Below are 19,903 nucleotides of genomic sequence, written 5' to 3'. Positions count from 1 at the left end.
CGGTGAGCCGGAGGGCATCGACCGCTACCGCTTGCCGATCGTCCCGGGCGAGCGCTTTCGCGCTGGCGCGAATCAATTCAGATCGCCGTGTTTGTCTTCATCCGATGGCGGCTCTTCGTCCGTGCCGCCGATCCGATATTTCTCATTCGCCCAAGCGCCTAAATCGATTTGCTTGCACCGCTCGGAACAAAAGGGGCGGAAGCGATTTTCCGTCGTCCACCGGACATCCTTGCCGCAGGTCGGGCATTTGACAACAGTCACCATCTTTCAAAGGCTGCAAAGCGTCAATTGGAACGGCACGTCGACATCGACGGCCCGCGGACGCAGATCGCCGTCCTGGACCGTGAAGCGCACCCAGAGCATGTACTTGTTGGCGCTGGCCTCGGGAATCACCCGCAGTTCCGGCGAGACACGCACTTGCATCAATTGGTACGTGCGGCCCGAGAGCATCTGCTGATAGCTGCCCTGCATGGCCATGACCTTCGATGCTTGCCCCGATTCACGCGCTAGGCGCAACACGATGGACGCGGCATCGCGCAGCGGTAGCAGGGGCGCTATCCACTTGGCGATATCTTGGCGGCGTTGATCGGGATGCAATTGCTGCCAAGCATAGTAGGACGGCAGGTCGAATTCGCAGGTGCCGCCGGGAATGATGGCGCGGCTACGGATGCTGGCGAGCCATTCGTTGTCCGAGAGATGCTGGCCCGTTTTGCCTTGCATCTGCGCGAGGCCCGCGAGGGTCTGCTCGATTTCACTGAGCACGGCTTCGAGCGCGTTCTGCTCGATGCCCGGATTGCCGCGGAACGGTGCGAGCGTTTGCCGTTGCCGCTCCAGTTCCTTCATCAGATCCGACTTCAAATCCGCCCGGCCCGTTACTTCGGCGATTTCGAACAGCGTTGTCAGTGCGACGTGATGCTCTCGCGCGTCGTCTTGGCTCAAGAAAAAGGTGAAGCGCTCGAATAAATCTTCGAGACGCAGCAGCGTGCGAATTCGCTCGTTGAACGGATACTCGTAAAGGATCAAGCGCGCTCGCCCCTGGGGTCGTGGGTGGTGGGATTGCAGGACATTCTAATGCCGCAGATTGGCCCCCGCAATCGCGGAATCGGGCACTTTTTACTGCGCTTTCCTGAAAAGGGGCATTTTGGGGAAGCTATCGGCGGGTTGAGCGGCGTACTCTGGCCACGCAAGGGCGCGACGCCGCGCGGCGTGAGTCTGCGCCGGCCGCGATCATGTAGGCTTGCCTCCGGCAAGCGCTAAATAGTGTCGATGCAAGCGCCGCACCTCTTGCTCGAGCTGCGCTAGAGGCGCGTCGTCGTTGACGATGACGTCGTCGGCTGCCGCGAGCCGCGCCTCGCGCGAAGCCTGGCGCGCCATGATGGCCAAGACTTGTTCACGCGAGAACGCATTTCGGCGCATGACACGTGCGATCTGCGTTTCGGTGCTGCAGTCGACAACCAGAACTCGGTCGACGCGCGTTTTCCACGTGTCCGATTCGATCAGCAGGGGCACGACGATCACGACGTAGGGTCCCGTTGCCGTGCCTCTCTGGCGTTCGGTCTCAGCGCGAATCAGCGGATGCGTGATGCCTTCGAGCCGGACTCTGGCCGCATCGTTGGAGAATACGAGCGTGCGCATCTTGGCACGATCGAGCGAGCCGTCGGGTGCGATGAAACGCGAGCCGAACGCTTGCTCGATGAGCGGCATGGCCGGGCCGCCAGGCGCCGTGATGCGATGCGCGATGACGTCGGTATCGACGATGACGATGCCATGCTTGGCGAACAAATCGGCGACAGTGGTCTTGCCGCTGCCTATGCCACCAGTGAGACCCACGGCAAACATGACCTCAGCCTCCGAGCAGATGGAAGATCGACGTACCCGTGAACAGCGTCACGACGCCGCCGAGCGCAAGGAAGGGACCGAACGGCAACGGCTCGTCGAACCGCAGGCGTCCCGACCACATGGCTGCGAGTCCCGCCATGGCGCCCGTGATGGCGGCGATCAGCACGACTTGGGGCAGCGCCGCCCAGCCGAGCCACGCACCGAGCGCGGCGAGTAGCTTGAAATCGCCATAGCCCATGCCTTCCACTCCGCGGGCGAAGCGAAACAGCCAGTAGACGCACCACAAGAAAACGTAGCCGGCGATCGCACCCGCGACGGCGGCATGCAGCGAGGCGAACGTATCGCTGAAATTGACGATGAGTCCTGCCCATAAGAGCGGCAGCGTGAGCGTGTCGGGCAGCAGGCGCGTCTCGGCGTCGATCGCGCTCATGGCAAGTAGCCCGGCCGTGAGACCGAATGCCGCGAGTCCCGTGCCGGTCGGCCCAAACGTGGCCAGCGCGCCAGCGGCCAATGCCGCGCTGGCAAGCTCGATGAGCGGATAGCGCATGCCGATGGAGGTGCGGCAGGCAGCGCACCGGCCACGCAGCAAGACGTAGCTCAGCACGGGGATATTTTCGTAGGCGCGCAGCACGTGGCCGCAATGCGGACAGGCGCTTCGCGGCAGGCAAAGGTTGAAACGCGCCGGAAGGCTGTCGGCTTGCGCTGGTTCGCCCGTCGCATCGCTGATCTCGAGACGCCAGGCGCGCTCGAGCATGATCGGCAACCGATAGACCACGACGTTCACGAAGCTGCCGATCACGAGGCCAAACACAATCGCGAAGGCGAACTGCCAGGCCGGCGGCAGCGCGCCGAAAGTGGCGGCGATGCCGAGCGACAGGCGCGAGAGAGGTGCGTCGATGAGCGAGGCGTACACGGATGGAGTCGCGATCGGGGTCGGGTGGTGAATGGGGGGCATGCTACACCACGTTGCCGAGTTCGATGACCGGCAAATAGAGCGCGACGATCAGTGAGCCGATGACGAGGCCGAGCACCATCACCAGGAGCGGCTCTGCGCATGCGGACGCGAACGCCAAGCGTTCATCGACCTCGCGTTCCGCCAGTGTGGACCAATCGAGCAACATGGCATCGAGTGCGCTCGATTCTTCGGCGACGGCCAAAGGTTCGACGAGTGCTGCGGGAAAGCAGCCGGCGGCGCGCATCGCGTGCGCGAGTCGTTCACCGCGCCGCAGGCGCGCTTCGATGTCGGCGGTTGCAGCATTGAAGACCGCGTTGCCCGTGACAGCGGCAAGGACGCCGAGCGCGTCCGCTAGCGGGACGCCGGCCGCGAGCAGCGTGCCGAGCGCGTGCGACCAGCGTGCGGCGGCGATTGCCCGGGTGAGCGGGCCTACTGCGGGCGCAGCGAGTAGGCATCGATCGAAAGCCATGCGGGCGCTTGCTCGGCCGCGCAAGAGGCGCGAGGCGCCTAGGGCGATCGCGGCCGAGACGGCGAGCGACAGGGGCCCCCAATCTGTCAGGAAGGTGGAAAGCGCCATCACGGCACGCGTCGGACCCGGCAGCGACGCGCCGAAATTGTCGAACACCTGTTCGAATGTCGGTACGACGAATGCGAGGAGGGAGGCTGTGACGATGACCGCCAGCACCATGACGCCGCACGGATAGGCGAGCGCGGCGCGCAGTTTCGCGCGCTGAGCGGCGGCGCGTTCGCGCTGTTCGGCCAGGCGCGCGAGCGCACTGCCCAGCGAGCCCGTGGCTTCGCCGATGGCCGCGAGTTCGCAGTAAAGCCGATCGAATTGCGCGGGGTAGGCGGCAAGCGCCGCCGCGAACCGTCGACCGGCCGTGATGTGGCGCGCGAGGCCGCTCGCCACGCGCGGCAATGCGTTGCGCGGCGACGTGCGCGCAAGCAGCTCGAGCGCCTGCACGAGCGCGAGCCCCGCGCACAGCAGATTGGCGAGTTGCCGCGTGAACGCCGTGACCTCGCGTGTGCTCGTGCGCGCCGGAGCGGCCGGGCCGAGCGTATCGAGCTTTGCTGCGACGATGCCTTCTGCCTGGAGCCGTGCGCGAGCGGCAGCTAGATCCGGTGCGATGAGTGAACCGCGGCGCCGCGTGCCGTCGAGCTGGACGCCCTTCCAGCGAAAGCGCGTCTCCAGGATGTGCGGCTCGGCCAACGGCTGGTCGGCGCGCGGCGCGCCTAGCGCGACCCGCGCATGGGCTGTCGTGCGGCTTGGATTCATACGCCGTCCGTCGCAGCGAGCGCTTCGTCGATGCTCGTTACGCCTTCGCGCACGCGCGCGAGCGCGGCTGCGCGAAGGGACGCTGCGCCATCGACGCGCGCTTGGCGCGTAATCGCATGCATGCTGGCGCCCGCGTTGATCAATTCGCAAACGGCGCGCGACACCCGCATGACCTGATGGATGCCGATGCGGCCGCGATAACCGGAGCCGTCGCAGGCCACGCACCCTCGCGCGGCATACGAAGCGCGTAGCGCGGGCGCCTCGCCCCCCAACTGCTCCGCAACGAGGTCGGCAGGCGGCGCTTCGGCCTCGATTCGACAATGTGGACACAAGCGGCGAACCAGTCTTTGCGCTGTGACGAGCCGAAGCGCGGCGGCCAAGTTATGGGGCGCGACGCCGATGTCGAGCAATCGGGCGATCGCGCTCGGCGCATCGTTAGTATGCAGCGTCGAGAGCACGAGGTGCCCTGTTTGCGCGGCTTTGAGGGCGACATCGGCAGTTTCGGCATCGCGAATCTCACCGATCATGATGACGTCGGGATCCTGCCGCAATAGCGCCCGCAACGCAGTGGGGAACGTGAGCCCCGCTTTCTCTCGCACGCTGACTTGATTGATGCCCTCGACCTGGATCTCGGCCGGGTCTTCCACGGTGCAGATATTGCGCGAGGATACGTTGAGCATCTGCAGAAAAGCGTAAAGCGATCGTGTCTTGCCGCTGCCGGTCGGCCCCGTGACGAGGATGAGCCCGTGCGGTGCGCGAATGGCTGCCTCGACCGGAGGGCGTTGCTGCGCATCGAAGCCCAGCTCGGCGAGCGACACATCGGACGGCAACGTTTCGAGACGCCGCAGCGCGAGCTTTTCCCCGTGCAGTGTCGGTAGCGTGCTGACGCGGTAGTCTTCGATTTCGTCCCGTGCGAGTGCGAGCCGCAGGCGGCCGTCTTGCGGCACGCGCCGCTCGGCGATGTCCAGGCGTGCAAGGACTTTCACGCGTGTAACGAGCGCGTCGCGCAAATGCGCGGGCGGGCTGGGCAACTCGTGCAGAACGCCGTCGACGCGCAGCCGGATGCGCCAGCCGTGCTCGGTGGGCTCGACATGAATGTCCGATGCCGCGCGATGGGCCGCTTGCTCGAGTACCTGTGTGAAAAGCCTGGCGGCCGGGCCGTCGTCAGGGGCGCGGGCCGTCGCCAGGGAGGAAAACGACGAAGTGGTAGACATCGGAGACCGGCATGACGCCGCCGTGGAACGCGATGCGGCAATCATCGCCCGCGCGGCGGCCGCGCGCCATTTAGCCTGTCGGCCAACCCGGCGCTGAGCGGAGCCGGGGTTATGCGTTCGACGGCTTTGCCGTTGCGCGCGTGCGCGGCTTGAACAGCTTGACGGTTCGCACGGCTTGATCGTCGCTTTGCAGCACCTCGAGTTGGACATCGCCGATTTGCAGGCAAACGTCGCCCTCGGGGATTTCCTCGAGCGTTTCGAGAATCAGGCCGTTGAGCGTTTTGGGCCCGGTGGTGGGTAGCGTGATGTGGAGCCAGCGATTCAATTCGCGCAACGGCATGCTGCCGGCGACGATGCATTCGCCGTGCTCGGTCCAGCCGGTGCGCGTGCTGGCACTGCGAGGAATGGACGTCGTGAATTCGCCGATCAACTCTTCGAGGATGTCTTCCGGCGTGACGAGCCCTTCCAGTTCCCCGTATTCGTTGACGACTAGGGCCGTGCGTTGCCGCGTTTCCTGGAAAAACTGCAACTGCTGGAACACGGGCGTGCCCGACGGCACGAAGTAGGGATCGGTCAATAGCTCGCGCAGCGTCTCGCGGGTGAGTTCTTGGTTGTGGAGCGCGGCGAGCGTTTTGCGCACATGCAGGACGCCGAGCACGCGATCGATGTCGCCTTGATAGACGATCAGCTTGTTGTGGTAGCAGGTTTCGAGCTGACGCAAGATGTCTTCGAACGGCGCGTCGAAATCGAGCGACTCGATCCGGCGACGGGGAATCATCACGTCATCGACGGAAATGTTCTCGAGATCGAACAGATTCAGCAAGATGCTGCGGTGCTTGGTCGGCATGAAGCTGCCCGATTCGAGCACGATGGCGCGCAGTTCCTCCGTGCTCAGGCGCTGGTCCCGGCCGCCTTTGGTATTGATGTGCAATGCGAGCAGAATTGTGTTCGAGAACAAGTTCACGAACCAGACGACGGGCTTCAGAATCCGCATCAGCGGTGCAATGACGACACTCGCGGGCAGCGCGATTTTTTCGGGGTAGGTTGCGCCGACGATCTTCGGTGTGATTTCCGCGAAGACGATGATGAGGAAGGCGACGATGCCCGTCGCGATCGACAGCACGAGATTGTCGCGGCCGAACGTGCGCAGCGCGATCGATGTCGTCAGCACTGGAATGATCGTGTTCAGCAGGTTGTTGCCGATGAGCACGACGCCGAGCAGTTGATCGGGCCGCGCCAGCAGGCCTTGAGTGGTGCGTGCGCCGAAAGCGCCTTTGCCGGCGAGGTATTTCAGCCGATGGCGGTTGAGCGCCATCATCGCGGTTTCCGAAATCGAGAAGAAGCCGGAGCAGAGCAGTAAAACGAAGACGGCGCCGATTTGCGCCCACAAGGGAATTTGTTCCACGCGTCGTGCGGTGTGGCAAAGAAAAGGGATGGCAAGAATATAGCAGAGCGGGATTGCTCAGCCGGGACCTTGCGACGTGCTTCGATCACCGCATGTCGGATCCGCACGCGCTACGTGTCGGATCCGAACAAGCCCCGGCGTGTCTCTGTCTGCTAACGTGGCTGACCCTTATCCGACAGCTTGGAGCAGACAAATGTCCGATTTCATCACCGTTTTGCGCGAAACCTGCCCGACCCCGGTTGTCGATGCGACCAAGTGGAAACGCATCGGCGGAGATCCGCACACCGTTAACCTCAACGCGTACGCCTCCAAGGACGGCAGCAAGATCATGGGCACTTGGATCTGCACGCCGGGCAAGTTCGAGGTGAATTACGAGAAATGGGAGTTCTGCCATTTCCTCGACGGCTATTGCATCATCACGCCGGAAGGCGAGCAGCCTGTACACCTAAAGGCCGGCGACGTGTTCGTGATCGAGCCCGGCATGAAGGGCACTTGGGAAGTCGTGGAGACGGTGCGCAAGTACTTCGTTTTCGCCTGAGTTTTCAGAGTGGAGGTTGTGCAGAGCCGACGCGAAGCCCAATGGCTTCGCGATTGGCGGCCGTTGCCTGAGAGTATGGGGTGCTTGTCGTCGTCATGATTGCGTTGCTGCAATGAAAAAAGCCCCGCGAACCAAAGAGATCCGCAAGGCTTTATCAAACGTTTGTGCTACGCATCCTACTGCAGCAATACAACGACGGAAATTTTGGCTAAACCGTCGATTTCTAAGAAATTCTGGTCGGGGTGAGAGGATTCGAACCTCCGGCCTCTACGTCCCGAACGTAGCGCTCTACCAGGCTAAGCTACACCCCGAATTGGGACCTGCTTGGACTCTCGCCGCTGATCAGTCTCGTTCAAGACTGGCGCGCCGTCGAGTAAAAACATAATTCTAGCAGGCTTTCCTTGTAAAGGGAATCCGGAAACGCAGAAATCGCTTCCGCGGCGGCCTGGGCCTCGCGCTTGGCGCATTCGAGCGTGTGATCGAGCGCGCCCGAGCGCGTGATCGCTTCGAAGATCGTCTCGAAACGGTCCGTGCCCCCGTGCTCGATCGCCTCGCGCGCAAGCGCCGATTGCTCAGGCGTGCCGCGCTCGATCAAGTAAATCAGCGGCAGCGTGGGCTTGCCTTCGCGCAGATCGTCGCCGGCATTTTTGCCCATCGACTCGGCCGTGCCCGTGTAATCGAGCCAATCGTCCATGATCTGGAATGCGGTGCCGATGCGGCGGCCAAACTCGGCGGCAGCCGCCTCGATGCGGGCGTCGGCGCCAGAGATGACGGCGCCCAGTTGCGCCGCCGCCTCGAATAGCTTCGCCGTCTTATAGCGGATGACCTGCATGTACCGCGCTTCGTCGACATCCGCGTCATGCATGTTCAGAAGCTGCAACACCTCGCCTTCGGAGATGATATTCGTCGCTTCGGAGAGGATTTCCATGACGCGCATCTTCCCGATGCCGACCATCATTTGGAACGAGCGCGAATAGAGAAAATCGCCCACGAGCACACTTGCAGCGTTGCCGAACAAGGCGTTTGCCGTTTGGCGGCCGCGCCGCAGATCGGATTCGTCGACGACGTCGTCGTGTAGGAGCGTGGCCGTGTGGATGAACTCGACGATCGCCGCGAGCTCGTGCCGGTGCCCCGTCGAGTCGCCGAGCGCGCGCGCGACCAGCAGCAGCAGCGCGGGGCGCAGCCGCTTGCCGCCGGCGCCGATGATGTATTCCGAGATCTGATTGATGAGCATCACCTCGGAGGCCAAACGTTGCCGGATGACGCGATTGACCTGCTCCATGTCTTCCGAGATGGGAGCGAGCAAGTTGGCGGCGCTGGGAGAGGAGGTGGCGGTCGACGACATGATCAAAAAAATGGGTGGTGCCGCGGATTATAAAGGGTTATGGGGCGCTCCGAGGGGCCGTCGGCGCTGGCTGTGGCGCCGCGCACGAGGGAACCGCCGACGACCTCCCGCAGGGGACTTTGACTGTGCGCCTAACCCCATGTATAATCACGCGTTTTCACGCACGGTGCGTGGGAAAAAGAAAAGCGAAGCAAACAAACCGAGCGATGGCGGCGAGCGAAAGTGTCGCGGCCGGCGGGTAAGTTTGTTTGGAAAAGGCGTCCACGAAAGTGGCGCACACAGAGTGAGGTTCTCAATGTACGCGGTCATAAAAACCGGCGGCAAGCAGTATAAGGTTGCTGTCGGCGAAAAATTGAAAGTAGAACAGATACCGGCAGACATTGACGCTGAAATCACGCTCGACCAGGTTCTCGCGGTAGGCGAAGGTGAATCGATTCAATTCGGTACGCCGCTGGTCAGTGGGGCTTCCGTCAAGGCTACCGTCGTATCTCATGGGCGGCACGCCAAAGTGACGATCTTCAAGATGCGTCGCCGGAAGCACTACCAAAAGCATGGTGGTCACCGCCAGAACTATACCGAACTGCGCATCGACGCGATCAATGCGTAAGCGCGCCGGTTAAGGAGCAATCAGATGGCACACAAAAAAGCAGGCGGGTCTTCCCGCAATGGCCGCGATTCCGAGTCGAAGCGCCTCGGCGTCAAGGTGTACGGCGGCCAAGCGATCAATGCCGGCGGCATCATCGTGCGTCAACGCGGCACGCGTATGCACCCGGGCGATAACGTCGGTATCGGCAAGGATCACACGCTGTTCGCGTTGATCGACGGCCACGTCAAGTTCACGACGAAGGGCGCCGACAAAAAGCATTTGGTCACCGTCGTCCCAGCCGCGGTCTGACATCGATCAGACACGGGAGCGACACGGCAGGAAGGCCCCGCGTGGTTGGCGGGGCCTTTTTTCTTCTGTGCGCGGCTTTGCCGCACCGGCATGGTGAAGGTGCGTCGCGCGCGGCAGAATATCGGCAAGACACGGGACGGAGCGATATATGAAGTTCATTGACGAAGCGCGGATCGAAGTGATCGCCGGCGACGGCGGCGACGGCAGCGCGTCGATGCGCCGCGAGAAATTCGTTCCGTTCGGGGGCCCCGACGGCGGCGACGGGGGGCGCGGCGGTAGTGTCTACGCGGTCGCCGATCGCAACATCAACACCCTCATCGATTACCGCTACGCGAAGAAACACCAGGCGCGCAACGGCGAGAACGGTCGCGGCTCAGATTGTTACGGCAAGGGCGGCGACGATATCGTGTTGCGCATGCCTGTCGGCACCGTGATCAACGATATGGACACGGGCGAAGTCATCGCCGATCTGACCGAGCACGAGCAGACCGTGCTCATCGCCAAGGGCGGCGCGGGCGGGCTGGGCAATCTGCATTTCAAATCGAGCACGAACCGCGCACCGCGGCAGAAAACCGAAGGCAAGCCGGGCGAGCGCCGCATGCTGCGCCTCGAGTTGAAGGTGCTGGCCGATGTCGGTCTGCTCGGCATGCCGAACGCAGGCAAGTCCACGTTCATCTCTTCGGTGTCGAACGCGAAACCGAAGATCGCCGACTATCCGTTTACGACCCTCGCGCCCAATCTCGGTGTCGTGCGCGTCGGACCGAGCAAGAGTTTCGTGATCGCCGATATTCCGGGCCTGATCGAAGGGGCGGCGGAAGGGGCGGGGCTGGGACACCAGTTTCTACGCCACTTGCAGCGGACCGGGCTGTTGCTGCATCTCGTCGATCTGGCGCCGTTCGACGAAAGCGTCGATCCCGTCGCGGAAGCGAAGGCGATCGTCGCCGAGCTGCGCAAGTATGACGAAGCGCTGTATCAAAAGCCGCGCTGGCTCGTGCTCAACAAGCTCGACATGATCGTGGAGGAAGAACGCGAAGCACGTGTGGCCGATTTCCTGGCGCGTTTCGAGTGGAAGGGGCCGGTGTTTCAGATCTCCGCACTGACGGGTCTCGGTTGCGAAAACCTGTGCTATGCGGTCTACGATTACCTCGCTGCGCATTCGGACGCGCATCGCGCCGAGCGCGCCGAGGATTTGGCGGCCGACGTCCGCTTCAGGGACGAGCCGTCTGCGGACGACGCGGCACCGCAGGGCTGACCCCTGCCTGGCCGCGGTAACGGCCGCCCGCTCGGGCTAACGGCTCTTCGCGTCGCCCGGGCGTGGGTTCACCGATCACTCATGGAGACTGTCGCACGATGCGCTCTGTCATCGCGGATTCGAAGCGTTTGGTTGTCAAGGTGGGATCGAGCCTCGTGACGAACGAGGGGCGCGGGCTCGATCAAGCGGCGATCGGCTTGTGGGCGGAGCAAATCGCGCAATTGCGCCAGCGCGGCAAGGAAGTGGTGCTCGTCAGCTCGGGGGCGATCGCGGAAGGCATGCAGCGGCTCGGGTGGGCGAAGCGTCCGCGCGAGATCGACGAATTGCAGGCCGCCGCCGCCGTGGGGCAAATGGGGCTTGCGCAAGTCTACGAAAGCCGGTTCGCGCAATACGGCATCCGGACAGCGCAAATTCTTCTGACGCATGCGGATTTGGCCGACAGAGAGCGCTACTTGAATGCGCGCTCGACGCTGCTCACGCTGTTGCGCTTGGGCGTCGTTCCGATCATCAATGAAAACGACACGGTCGTGACCGACGAGATCAAGTTCGGCGACAACGACACGCTCGGCGCGCTCGTGGCAAACCTGATCGAGGGCGACGCGCTGATCATCCTGACCGATCAGCAGGGCTTGTTCACGGCGGATCCGCGCAAGGACCCGGCGGCCAAGCTCGTGCGCGAAGCCGATGCCGGCGCGCCCGAACTCGAGGCGATGGCCGGGGGCGCCGGTTCCGCCATCGGGCGCGGCGGCATGCTCACGAAGATCCTAGCCGCGAAGCGCGCGGCCGGTAGCGGCGCGAACACGATCGTCGCCAGCGGTAGAGAGGCGGACGTGCTCACCCGGCTTGCCGCGGGCGAGGCGATCGGGACGCAACTCGTTGCGCGCACTGCCCGCCTCGCGGCGCGCAAACAATGGATGGCCGATCACCTGCAGGTGCGGGGGCATGTGGTCATCGATGACGGCGCGGTCGAAAAGCTAACGGTGAGCGGCAAGAGCCTGCTGCCGATCGGCGTGGTCGACGTCCAAGGAGCGTTCGCGCGCGGCGAGGTCATTGCCTGCGTCAATACCGCCGGCCGCGAAGTGGCGCGCGGGCTCACGAACTACAGCAGCGCGGAGGCCAAGCTGATTCAGCGGCACCCGAGCTCTGAAATCGAGACCGTCCTGGGCTATATGCTCGAGCCGGAACTGATTCACCGCGACAATCTCGTGCTGGTTTGAAGGCAGGGCTGGGCAGGCGTTGGCCTGCGCCAGGCCTTTCCGGCGCGTTTCCCGATGGAAGCTCTTCACGGGGACGAATACGCGAGGCCCATAAGCCTCGCGTAGCACACGGCCCTAATGAATCAGCGACGCCGCTGTCCGATGGTGGCGCATATTGTCGACGATCATCTTGGCTTTCCCCGTCGGCATCTTGTTTGCGCAGAAATAGTCCTGATACAGCGCTGCGTGATAGGCGTTCAGCTCGCTGTTTTCGATACGCGACCAATCGTTCGCGACGGTCCGGTCCCAGCCGTTATGCTCTGCGTTCAGGCCGGCGTAGAGCCGCCATTCGTAAGTCTCGCAGCGAATGCCTTCATAGTTGATGTTGCGTGCGCCGCTCGGGCTCGTAATGACCACGGTGTAGCGCACGACGCCGTCGGACTGCACCGTTAGTGAGTTGGAATCGATCGCGAAGTGCAGCGGCGTGTTCTGCGACACGTCGAACGCGATCAGATCTTGCTCGTGCGGCAGCGGCGGCAGTGTCTCGACCTTGTTTTCGGCCCATTCCGACTTGCGATCGAGCAAGTATTGAAACGTGCTGTCGTCTTTGGGATTGGCAGGCATGTGCGAGCAGCCGGCCAGGATGGCGCCGCCGGCCAGGCAGGTCAGCGCGAGAACGATCGCTTTCAATATGGATACCTCGATAAGGGGCGCAAAGATTCGAAGAACCGAATGATAGCGCCGGTGCGTACGCGCGTGAGCATCGCGGGGCGATTTGGCGGGCGACAGGTTGTGCGAGGCTACCGGCACCGGACGCATCCGGCGCGGGGCATCGAACGGAGGCGGCGCGCAGGCGCGCCCCTCGTTAGTCGGGCAAGATCAGACTTGGCGCGGAGCAGGGCGATGGATCGGGGCCATCGGACGCTTGCATGATCGCGCCGTTCGTTCCCGGCAGTTGCGCCGAGGGCGACACGCGTGGATAGCGATGACCGTGATGAGGGCCGCGCGGCTTCTCCGTGCGCGGCGCAGCACGCCGCAAAAAGCGCGACAGCTCGGTCAGCGCCAATTGATAGACATCCCGCTTGAACTCGATCACAGCATCGAGCGGGACCCAATACTCGTTCCAGCGCCAAGCGTCGAATTCGGGATGATCGGTGGCGCGAAGGCAGATATCGCAGTCGCGGCCGACCATTCGAAGCAGAAACCAGATCTGTTTCTGGCCGCGGTAGTGGCCACGTACTTCGCGCTTGATGAACTTGTCCGGCACCTCGTAACGCAGCCAGTCGCGCGTGCGACCGATGATCTTGACGTGCTCCGGGCGCAAGCCGGTTTCTTCGTGTAACTCCCGATACATCGCTTGCAAAGGGGTCTCGCCATACTTGATGCCCCCTTGCGGAAATTGCCAGGAATGTTCACGCAGCCGCTTACCCCAAAACACCTCGTTGTGCGCGTTCAAGAGGATGATGCCGACGTTCGGGCGAAAGCCTTCGCGATCCAGCATACAACCACCTTCGAATCCTTTAAAATTGCTTTGATTATAAACAGATAACGAGCCTTTGGCATCGGCATGCACCAGAAGGGGTCCGGACGTCGCATCAATCGTGCCTCATGCTGTCGATGGCTTGTCTGACGAATCGCGCACGCGCTTGGCTAGGCGATGTCGGCTATGCTGCCGGCACGGCGGCGGTTCTCGCTGATGTCCCGAATCACTCGTTCCCCTCTTCCGGCAGCTCGCTGCGAGCTGCCGCTTTTGGAAAATTGTTGAATGAAAGCCACCCGTTTCTTTATCGGCACCTTGAAGGAAGCTCCGGCGGACGCGGAAGTCGTCAGCCACAAATTGATGTTGCGCGCGGGGATGATTCGGCGCGTGGCAGGCGGCGTCTACAGCTATCTGCCCGTCGGCTTGCGCTCGATCCGCAAGGTCGAGGCGATCGTGCGCGAGGAGATGAACCGCGCGGGCGCGCTCGAGCTGTTGATGCCGACGGTGCAGCCGGCCGAGCTGTGGCAGGAATCGGGGCGCTGGGAACAGTACGGCCCCGAATTGCTGCGCTTCAAGGATCGCAAACAGAGCGATTTCGTGCTCGGTCCGACGCACGAAGAGGTGGTGACCGACATCGCGCGCAACCAGATCAAGAGCTACCGGCAAATGCCGGTGAACTTCTATCAGATTCAGACGAAGTTCCGCGATGAAATTCGTCCTCGTTTCGGCGTAATGCGCGGCCGCGAGTTCACGATGAAGGACGCCTACTCGTTCGACAAGGACCAGGCCGGGCTGCAAGAGTCGTATCAGAAAATGTTCGACGCCTACGTGCGCATCTTCACGCGCATTGGGCTCCACTTTCGCGCTGTCGCGGCCGATAGCGGAGCGATCGGCGGCAATCGCTCGCAGGAATTTCACGTCATCGCGGCGACGGGCGAAGACGATATCGCCTACTGCCCGTCATCCGATTTCGCGGCCAACGTCGAAGCGGCCGAAGCGTTGCCGCTCTACGCCGAGCGCGCCGCGCCGCGCGAGGCAATGCAAAAGACGGCCACGCCCGGCAAGGCCAAGTGCGAAGCGGTCGCCCAACTGTTGAACATCCCGCTCGAGCGCACGATCAAATCGATCATCCTTGCGACGGACAACGAGGGCGCCGAGCCGACCATTTGGTTGTTGATGCTGCGCGGCGATCACGACTTGAACGAGGTGAAGGTCGGCAAGCTGCCGGGTCTCGCAGGGTTCCGATTCGCTACCGAAGCCGAGATCGTCGAATGGTTCGGCACGCCGCCAGGGTATCTCGGCCCGATCGGCACGAAAAAGCCGGTTAAGGTCGTCGCCGATCGCACGGTGGCGAACATGAGCGACTTCGTCGTCGGTTCGAACGAGCTCGACTATCACACGACCGGCGTGAATTGGGGGCGCGACCTGCCCGAGCCCATCGTCGCGGATATCCGCAACGTGCGCCCGGGCGATCCCTCGCCCGACGGCAAGGGCACGATCGAAATCTGCCGCGGCATCGAAGTGGGGCACGTGTTTCAGCTCGGCACGAAGTACTCCGAGGCAATGGGCGCGACCTTCCTCGATGAGACCGGCAAGCCGCAGCCGATGGTCATGGGCTGTTACGGCATCGGCATCACACGCATCCTCGGCGCGGCCATCGAGCAGAACTTCGACGAGCGCGGCATCATCTGGCCGGAAGCGATCGCGCCGTTCGAACTCGTGCTGTGCCCGATGGGCTACGACCGCAGCGAGAGCGTGCGCGCCGAAACGGACAAGCTCTATGCGCAACTGACGCAGGCGGGGATCGACGTGATTCTCGACGATCGAGGCGAGCGCCCGGGCGTCATGTTCGCCGATTGGGAGTTGATCGGCGTGCCGCATCGCCTCGTGATCGGCGAGCGCGGGCTCAAGGAAGGCAAGGTGGAATATCAGGGCCGTCGCGATGCGCAAGCGACCTTGCTTCCGATCGACGAGGCTGCTGTTACCACCGCCGAGAAGATTCGCACGGCGCTCGCCAGCACGGGTCTCGCACGCTAAGGAACCGATGGGCCGCCGCTCCGGCTCGCGGCCCATCGTTGGCAAGCGGCTTCGGCGCTGCGCTGGGCGCCTCTCCCGCGCCCCGTCGCAGCACGCCGGATGCAGCCCGCCCGCTAGCCGAAGGCTTCGCTCTTAGGGCGCGTGCCGATCGAGCGCGTCGCCGGTCGCGCGCGTCAGGCGCCTTCCGTCAGCGCGCGAATGGCCGGCAAGTTGCGCCAGTAGCCCTTCGCGTCCATGCCGCAACCGAACACGTAGCGATCGGGCACTTCGAAGCCGCAGAAATCGGGACGCAGCGGTTTGGCTTTTGCGATTTGCTTTTCGCACAACACCGCGCTCAGGAAGCGCTTGGCGCCCATCGCGAGAATCCGATCGCGAATCGCGGCCATGGTCTCCCCTTCATCGAGGATGTCGTCGAGCACCAGCACGACGCGGTCTTTCACCGATTCCGCCGGCGCGACGCGCCACTGCATGTCGGCGCTGCCTTTGGTCGTATTGCGGTAGCGCGTCAGGTGGATGTAGTCGAACTCGAGCGGGAAGTCCAGATGCGGCAGCAGCATGCCCGTAAACACGGCCGCCCCGCCCATCACCGATAGCAGCAGTGGGAAATCCTCGCCGATTTGCGTGCGGATGGCCGTGGCCATGCGCGCGATCGACGCATTGACCTCGGAGGCCGAGACGATCTCTTCCGAGTGTTGAAAGATATGGAGAGCTTCTTCGCGATTCATGGCGTTCGGCGAGCAGTGACTGTATACATAGTGTGGAGCGGGGCGCGGCGGCGCGCCTCGGCATTAACCCCTGAGCTCAACGCATGCCCGGAAGCATGCCCTTCATGCCGCGCATCATTTTCTGCAGATTGCCGCCCTTGAGCTTTTTCATCATCGTGCGCATCTGCTCGTACTGATTGAGCATGCGGTTCACTTCCTGCACCTGCACCCCGGCGCCTGCCGCGATGCGGCGCTTGCGCGTGGCTTTGATGAGCTCGGGCTTGGCCCGCTCGGCCGGGGTCATGGAGTTGATGATGCCTTCCATGCGGCGCATTTGCTTCTCGGCCTGGCCCATATCCGCGCCGGCCGCCGCTTGCTGGAACTGCGCGGGCAACTTATCCATCAAGGTGGACAGCCCGCCCATGTTCTTCATCTGCGACAGCTGTGCGCGGAAATCGTTGAGATCGAAGTCGCCGCCTTTTTTGACTTTGTCGGCGAGCTTTTGCGCGGCCTTGACATCGACGTTGCGCTGCGCTTCCTCGACCAGCGCGAGAATGTCGCCCATGCCGAGAATGCGATTGGCCATCCGCTCGGGGTAGAACACCTCGAGCCCGTCGAGTTTCTCCGCCACGCCGACGAACTTGATCGGCTTGCCCGTCACGTGGCGCACCGATAGCGCCGCACCGCCGCGCGAGTCGCCGTCGAGCTTGGTCAGCACCACGCCCGTGAGGGGCAACGCGTCGTTGAACGCCTTGGCCGTGTTCACCGCGTCTTGGCCGAGCATCGCATCGACCACGAACAGCGTTTCGACCGGCTTGACGGCCGCATGCAGCGCGGCGATCTCTTGCATCATCGCCTCGTCGATGCCCAGACGGCCGGCGGTGTCGACGATCAGCACGTCGTGATAGTGGCGCTTGGCCCAGTCGAGAGCGCCAAGCGCGATGTCGACTGGCTTTTGATTCGGCTCCGAGGGGAAGAAATCGGCGCCGACTTGCTCCGTGACCGTCTTGAGCTGTGCGATAGCGGCGGGACGGTAGACGTCGCACGAGACCGTCAGCACCTTCTTCTTGTGCTTCTCGCGCAACATCTTCGCGAGCTTGCCCGCCGTGGTGGTTTTACCCGCGCCTTGCAGACCCGCCATGAGGATGACGGCAGGCGGCGTGACAGCGAGATTCAGTTCCGCGGCGCGGCCCTCGTAGTCGCCGCCGATCACGGCCGTCAATTCGCGCTGGACGACGGCGACGAGCGCTTGGCCCGGCGACAGGCTTTGCATCACTTCTTCGCCGAGCGCCTTTTCCTTGACCTTGGCGATGAAGTCGCGCACGACCGGCAGCGCCACGTCGGCCTCGAGCAGCGCGAGACGCACTTCGCGCAGCATTTCCTGCGTGTTGGCTTCGGTCAGGCGGGCTTCGCCGCGCAGCGTCTTGACGACGCGCGCCATCCGTTGGGTGAGTGTGTCGAGCATGGGGGGCGGTTGGGCAAGGCGGCCGCCTTTCGCTCATCGGCTCGTCGAGTCGTCGACTCATCGCACGAGCGGGGCGGGAAAGGCAGCCTAGTGTAAACTTGGGACATGGATATTGTACTGTATGCCCTCACCGCGCTCCTTTACGGGGGACTGGCCGTCGCCGGATGGCGCGCGCACAGGCTCGAAAGTGCGCCGTCGATGCTCTCGAGCGTGCCGCCCGTCCCCGCGGCGGCGCGGGCCTCGTTCGCGCTCTCGCCGCGCGTCGCGCGCGTGCTGCTGTTCGCGGCGATCGTCGCGCACGGGGTGTTGCTGCATACCACCATCTTTCCGCGCCAAGCGATGGTGTTCGGATTCGCGTTCGCGCTCTCGGCCATGTTTTGGCTCGGCGCCTGCATCTACTGGATCGAGAATTTCTTCTTTCCGCTCGATAGTCTCGGGCTGCTCGTGCTGCCCTTCGCGTGCGTGGCCTCGTTGCTGCCGCTCGTGTTCGGCGGCGTGCAAGTGCTTTCGTACGCGGCTGCGCCGCTGTTCAAGACCCACTTCATCATCGCGAACATCGCCTATGGGCTGGCCGCCATCGCCGCGCTGCACGCCGTTCTGATGCTGTTTGCCGAGCGTCGCCTGCATGCGTTGCGCGGCGCGCTCGAGCGAAGCGGCGGGGGCTGGGTCGCCAGTTGGCTCGATACACTGCCGCCGCTGCTCACGTTGGAAAAGCTATTGTTCCGCTTGATCAGCGCCGCCTTCGTGCTCCTCACGCTCACGCTCGTCTCGGGGGTGCTGTTCAGCGAGCAGTTACTGGGCCGGCCCCTCACCTTCGATCACAAGACCGTCTTTGCCGTGCTGTCCTGGGTGATGTTCGGCGGCCTGCTGACCGCGCGCAAGGTATCGGGCTGGCGCGGGCGTGCGGCGCTGCGCTGGGTGCTCGCATCGTTCGTCGCCTTGTTGCTCGCCTACGTGGGCAGCCGCTTCGTCTTAGAGGTGTTGCTCCACCGTCCCGTGATTTGAGCTGATTTTCATGCGACAGATTCTTTTACTCGTCGTCTTCGTGCTCGCCGCCCGGTGGCTGGTGAAGACGATGCGCGCCGCTCAAACGCAAGCCGCGATGCGCGGCGCCGCGCGCCCCGGCGCCACGCGCGGCGGCGCAGGCGCAGGGCCGCAAGCGGCAACGAAGCCGCGCCAGCTTGCCGAGCCGATGGTGCGCTGCGCCGTCTGTGGCGTGCATGCGCCAAAGAGCGAATCCGTTTTCGGCGGCGCGCACTACTTTTGCAGCGTCGAGCACGCACGGCGGTATGCTGCGCGCGCGAACGGGCGCGAGGGCCGGTGAGCGCAACGCCGTTCGCCGTCGGCGACGACGGCTGGGTGCGCGGCGCGCGGGCGCTGCACTCGCCGAATTTCGAGGCGCGGCCCATCGGCGCCGTCCCCACTTTGATCGTCATCCACAACATCAGCTTGCCGCCGGGACGGTTCGGCGGCAGCGCGATCGCCGATCTATTTCTGAACCGCCTCGACTGCGATGCGCATCCTTATTACGACGCGCATCTGCGCGGGTTGCGCGTGTCGTCGCACTTCGTGATTCGCCGTGAGGGCGACCTCGAACAGTTCGTATCGTGCGACGCACGCGCTTGGCATGCGGGCGTCTCCAGCTTCTTCGGGCGCGAACGTTGCAACGACTTCTCCGTGGGCATCGAGTTGGAGGGGGCGGACGATCAACCCTTCGAGCCGGCCCAATACGCAACGCTTGCTTCGTTGGTCGCGGCGCTCGCCGCGCACTACCCGATCGAGGCGTTAGCCGGTCATTCCGATATCGCGCCCGGGCGCAAGACCGATCCCGGCCCGCATTTCGATTGGGCGAGGCTGCGGCGCGAGACCGCGCTCGCGGATCGGTATTTCCCCTATCGGCGGGCCTGATTTTCGCTCCGGCGCGGCCTGGCTGGCACAGCGCAAACCCGCGCGCCGCTTGCGTTTCCGATAAGTCCTTGTCCCGGCTCGGTTAATCAAAAGTCAAGCGCCCAGCGTCAAATAAAGCGTTTTGATTTGACCCGTCGCTCTACTATACTTGGTGGCAATTCGACGCAGTTGCACTAGATATTGTGTCGACGCGCCGCGGTGTCCAAGCAGCGGGCAGCGAGCCCGGGCCGCAGAATGCGGCGTGAAAATCATCTGGGCCGAGCGCCGGGCATAGCCCGGCGTTCCACCTTTGGGGCAAAAACGGGGCGAGCCAGAGCCGCAAAAGCCATGACGAAGACCATCGTCTTTTTCGACTCGCGCTGCCACGCAGCCCGGTCGCCTCGTTTCTTCTCCC

21 protein-coding genes and 1 tRNA gene are annotated in these 19,903 nt (G+C 63.6%); 9 read left to right on the top strand and 13 right to left on the bottom strand.

Annotation, left to right across the window (positions count from 1 at the left end; genetic code table 11):
* Positions 1-72 precede the first annotated feature (72 nt).
* From yacG to MMB74_RS13930, 7 genes are all read right to left on the bottom strand, one after another.
* Positions 73-264, bottom strand: a complete 192-nt coding sequence (gene yacG, locus MMB74_RS13960) for a DNA gyrase inhibitor YacG (RefSeq protein ID WP_277429226.1) — start codon at positions 262-264, stop codon at positions 73-75.
* Positions 265-267: 3 nt separating this feature from the next.
* Positions 268-1,023: a cell division protein ZapD gene (zapD, locus tag MMB74_RS13955; RefSeq protein ID WP_277429225.1), complete on the bottom strand. Its 756-nt coding sequence runs from the start codon at positions 1,021-1,023 to the stop codon at positions 268-270.
* Positions 1,024-1,227: 204 nt separating this feature from the next.
* Positions 1,228-1,839, bottom strand: a complete 612-nt coding sequence (gene coaE, locus MMB74_RS13950) for a dephospho-CoA kinase (protein ID WP_277429224.1) — start codon at positions 1,837-1,839, stop codon at positions 1,228-1,230.
* 4 nt (positions 1,840-1,843) lie between these two features.
* A complete protein-coding gene (locus MMB74_RS13945; protein WP_277429223.1) occupies positions 1,844-2,794 on the bottom strand; it encodes an A24 family peptidase in 951 nt (316 codons plus the stop codon).
* 1 nt (position 2,795) lies between these two features.
* On the bottom strand, positions 2,796-4,070 hold the full coding sequence (locus tag MMB74_RS13940) for a type II secretion system F family protein (RefSeq protein WP_277429222.1): 1,275 nt from the start codon (positions 4,068-4,070) through the stop codon (positions 2,796-2,798).
* Positions 4,067-5,284, bottom strand: a complete 1,218-nt coding sequence (locus MMB74_RS13935; protein ID WP_277429221.1) for a GspE/PulE family protein — start codon at positions 5,282-5,284, stop codon at positions 4,067-4,069. The genes MMB74_RS13940 and MMB74_RS13935 overlap by 4 nt, the downstream gene beginning before the upstream one ends.
* Positions 5,285-5,393: 109 nt before the next feature.
* Positions 5,394-6,689, bottom strand: a complete 1,296-nt coding sequence (locus MMB74_RS13930; RefSeq protein WP_277429220.1) for an HlyC/CorC family transporter — start codon at positions 6,687-6,689, stop codon at positions 5,394-5,396.
* A 193-nt stretch (positions 6,690-6,882) separates the two neighbouring features.
* Here MMB74_RS13930 and MMB74_RS13925 point away from each other — a divergent pair, with 193 nt between their 5' ends.
* Positions 6,883-7,227 (top strand): cupin domain-containing protein, encoded by a 345-nt coding sequence (locus tag MMB74_RS13925; protein WP_277429219.1) that lies wholly within the window; start codon positions 6,883-6,885, stop codon positions 7,225-7,227.
* 234 nt (positions 7,228-7,461) lie between these two features.
* Here MMB74_RS13925 and MMB74_RS13920 read toward each other — a convergent pair.
* Positions 7,462-7,538, bottom strand: a tRNA-Pro gene (locus MMB74_RS13920).
* Positions 7,539-7,579: 41 nt separating this feature from the next.
* Positions 7,580-8,572 carry a polyprenyl synthetase family protein gene (locus tag MMB74_RS13915; RefSeq protein WP_277429218.1) on the bottom strand — a complete coding sequence of 331 codons (993 nt, stop codon included), beginning with the start codon at positions 8,570-8,572 and terminating at the stop codon, positions 7,580-7,582.
* Between the two features lie 295 nt (positions 8,573-8,867).
* On the opposite strand from MMB74_RS13915, the gene rplU reads away from it, so the two are divergent.
* The 4 genes from rplU to proB all read left to right on the top strand — a co-directional run bounded on the left by rplU (position 8,868) and on the right by proB (position 11,936).
* Positions 8,868-9,179, top strand: a complete 312-nt coding sequence (gene rplU, locus MMB74_RS13910; RefSeq protein ID WP_004194344.1) for a 50S ribosomal protein L21 — start codon at positions 8,868-8,870, stop codon at positions 9,177-9,179.
* Positions 9,180-9,203: 24 nt separating this feature from the next.
* Positions 9,204-9,467, top strand: coding sequence for a 50S ribosomal protein L27 (gene rpmA, locus MMB74_RS13905; protein ID WP_277429217.1), 264 nt, complete (start codon positions 9,204-9,206; stop codon positions 9,465-9,467).
* Between the two features lie 148 nt (positions 9,468-9,615).
* Complete coding sequence (gene cgtA, locus MMB74_RS13900; RefSeq protein WP_277429216.1) at positions 9,616-10,719, top strand: Obg family GTPase CgtA; 1,104 nt, start codon at positions 9,616-9,618, stop codon at positions 10,717-10,719.
* Between the two features lie 98 nt (positions 10,720-10,817).
* A complete protein-coding gene (gene proB, locus MMB74_RS13895; RefSeq protein WP_277429215.1) occupies positions 10,818-11,936 on the top strand; it encodes a glutamate 5-kinase in 1,119 nt (372 codons plus the stop codon).
* Positions 11,937-12,050: 114 nt separating this feature from the next.
* Here the strand turns inward: proB and MMB74_RS13890 are convergent, their stop codons facing one another.
* Together MMB74_RS13890 and MMB74_RS13885 are read right to left on the bottom strand one after the other, a co-directional pair.
* Complete coding sequence (locus MMB74_RS13890) at positions 12,051-12,605, bottom strand: CNP1-like family protein (RefSeq protein ID WP_277429214.1); 555 nt, start codon at positions 12,603-12,605, stop codon at positions 12,051-12,053.
* A 175-nt stretch (positions 12,606-12,780) separates the two neighbouring features.
* A complete protein-coding gene (locus MMB74_RS13885; RefSeq protein WP_277429213.1) occupies positions 12,781-13,416 on the bottom strand; it encodes an RNA pyrophosphohydrolase in 636 nt (211 codons plus the stop codon).
* A gap of 264 nt (positions 13,417-13,680) precedes the next feature.
* Here MMB74_RS13885 and MMB74_RS13880 point away from each other — a divergent pair, with 264 nt between their 5' ends.
* Positions 13,681-15,432, top strand: a complete 1,752-nt coding sequence (locus tag MMB74_RS13880) for a proline--tRNA ligase (RefSeq protein ID WP_277429212.1) — start codon at positions 13,681-13,683, stop codon at positions 15,430-15,432.
* 173 nt (positions 15,433-15,605) lie between these two features.
* Here the strand turns inward: MMB74_RS13880 and MMB74_RS13875 are convergent, their stop codons facing one another.
* Together MMB74_RS13875 and ffh are read right to left on the bottom strand one after the other, a co-directional pair.
* Positions 15,606-16,157 (bottom strand): hypoxanthine-guanine phosphoribosyltransferase, encoded by a 552-nt coding sequence (locus MMB74_RS13875; protein ID WP_277429211.1) that lies wholly within the window; start codon positions 16,155-16,157, stop codon positions 15,606-15,608.
* A 76-nt stretch (positions 16,158-16,233) separates the two neighbouring features.
* Complete coding sequence (gene ffh / locus MMB74_RS13870) at positions 16,234-17,601, bottom strand: signal recognition particle protein (protein WP_277429210.1); 1,368 nt, start codon at positions 17,599-17,601, stop codon at positions 16,234-16,236.
* A 105-nt stretch (positions 17,602-17,706) separates the two neighbouring features.
* On the opposite strand from ffh, the gene ccsA reads away from it, so the two are divergent.
* The 3 genes from ccsA to ampD are packed head-to-tail and all read left to right on the top strand — an operon-like array spanning position 17,707 to position 19,509.
* The gene (gene ccsA / locus MMB74_RS13865) at positions 17,707-18,606 is read left to right on the top strand and encodes a cytochrome c biogenesis protein CcsA (protein ID WP_277429209.1); all 900 of its coding nucleotides are present in this window, start codon (positions 17,707-17,709) and stop codon (positions 18,604-18,606) included.
* Positions 18,607-18,616: 10 nt separating this feature from the next.
* The gene (locus MMB74_RS13860) at positions 18,617-18,925 is read left to right on the top strand and encodes a PP0621 family protein (protein ID WP_277429208.1); all 309 of its coding nucleotides are present in this window, start codon (positions 18,617-18,619) and stop codon (positions 18,923-18,925) included.
* Positions 18,922-19,509, top strand: a complete 588-nt coding sequence (gene ampD, locus MMB74_RS13855; protein WP_277429207.1) for a 1,6-anhydro-N-acetylmuramyl-L-alanine amidase AmpD — start codon at positions 18,922-18,924, stop codon at positions 19,507-19,509. The genes MMB74_RS13860 and ampD overlap by 4 nt, the downstream gene beginning before the upstream one ends.
* Positions 19,510-19,903 lie beyond the last annotated feature (394 nt).

It is taken from the genome of Trinickia sp. Y13 (genome assembly GCF_029522115.1).
GTDB lineage: Bacteria > Pseudomonadota > Gammaproteobacteria > Burkholderiales > Burkholderiaceae > Trinickia.
This window is presented reverse-complemented; position numbering and strand designations above follow the sequence as displayed.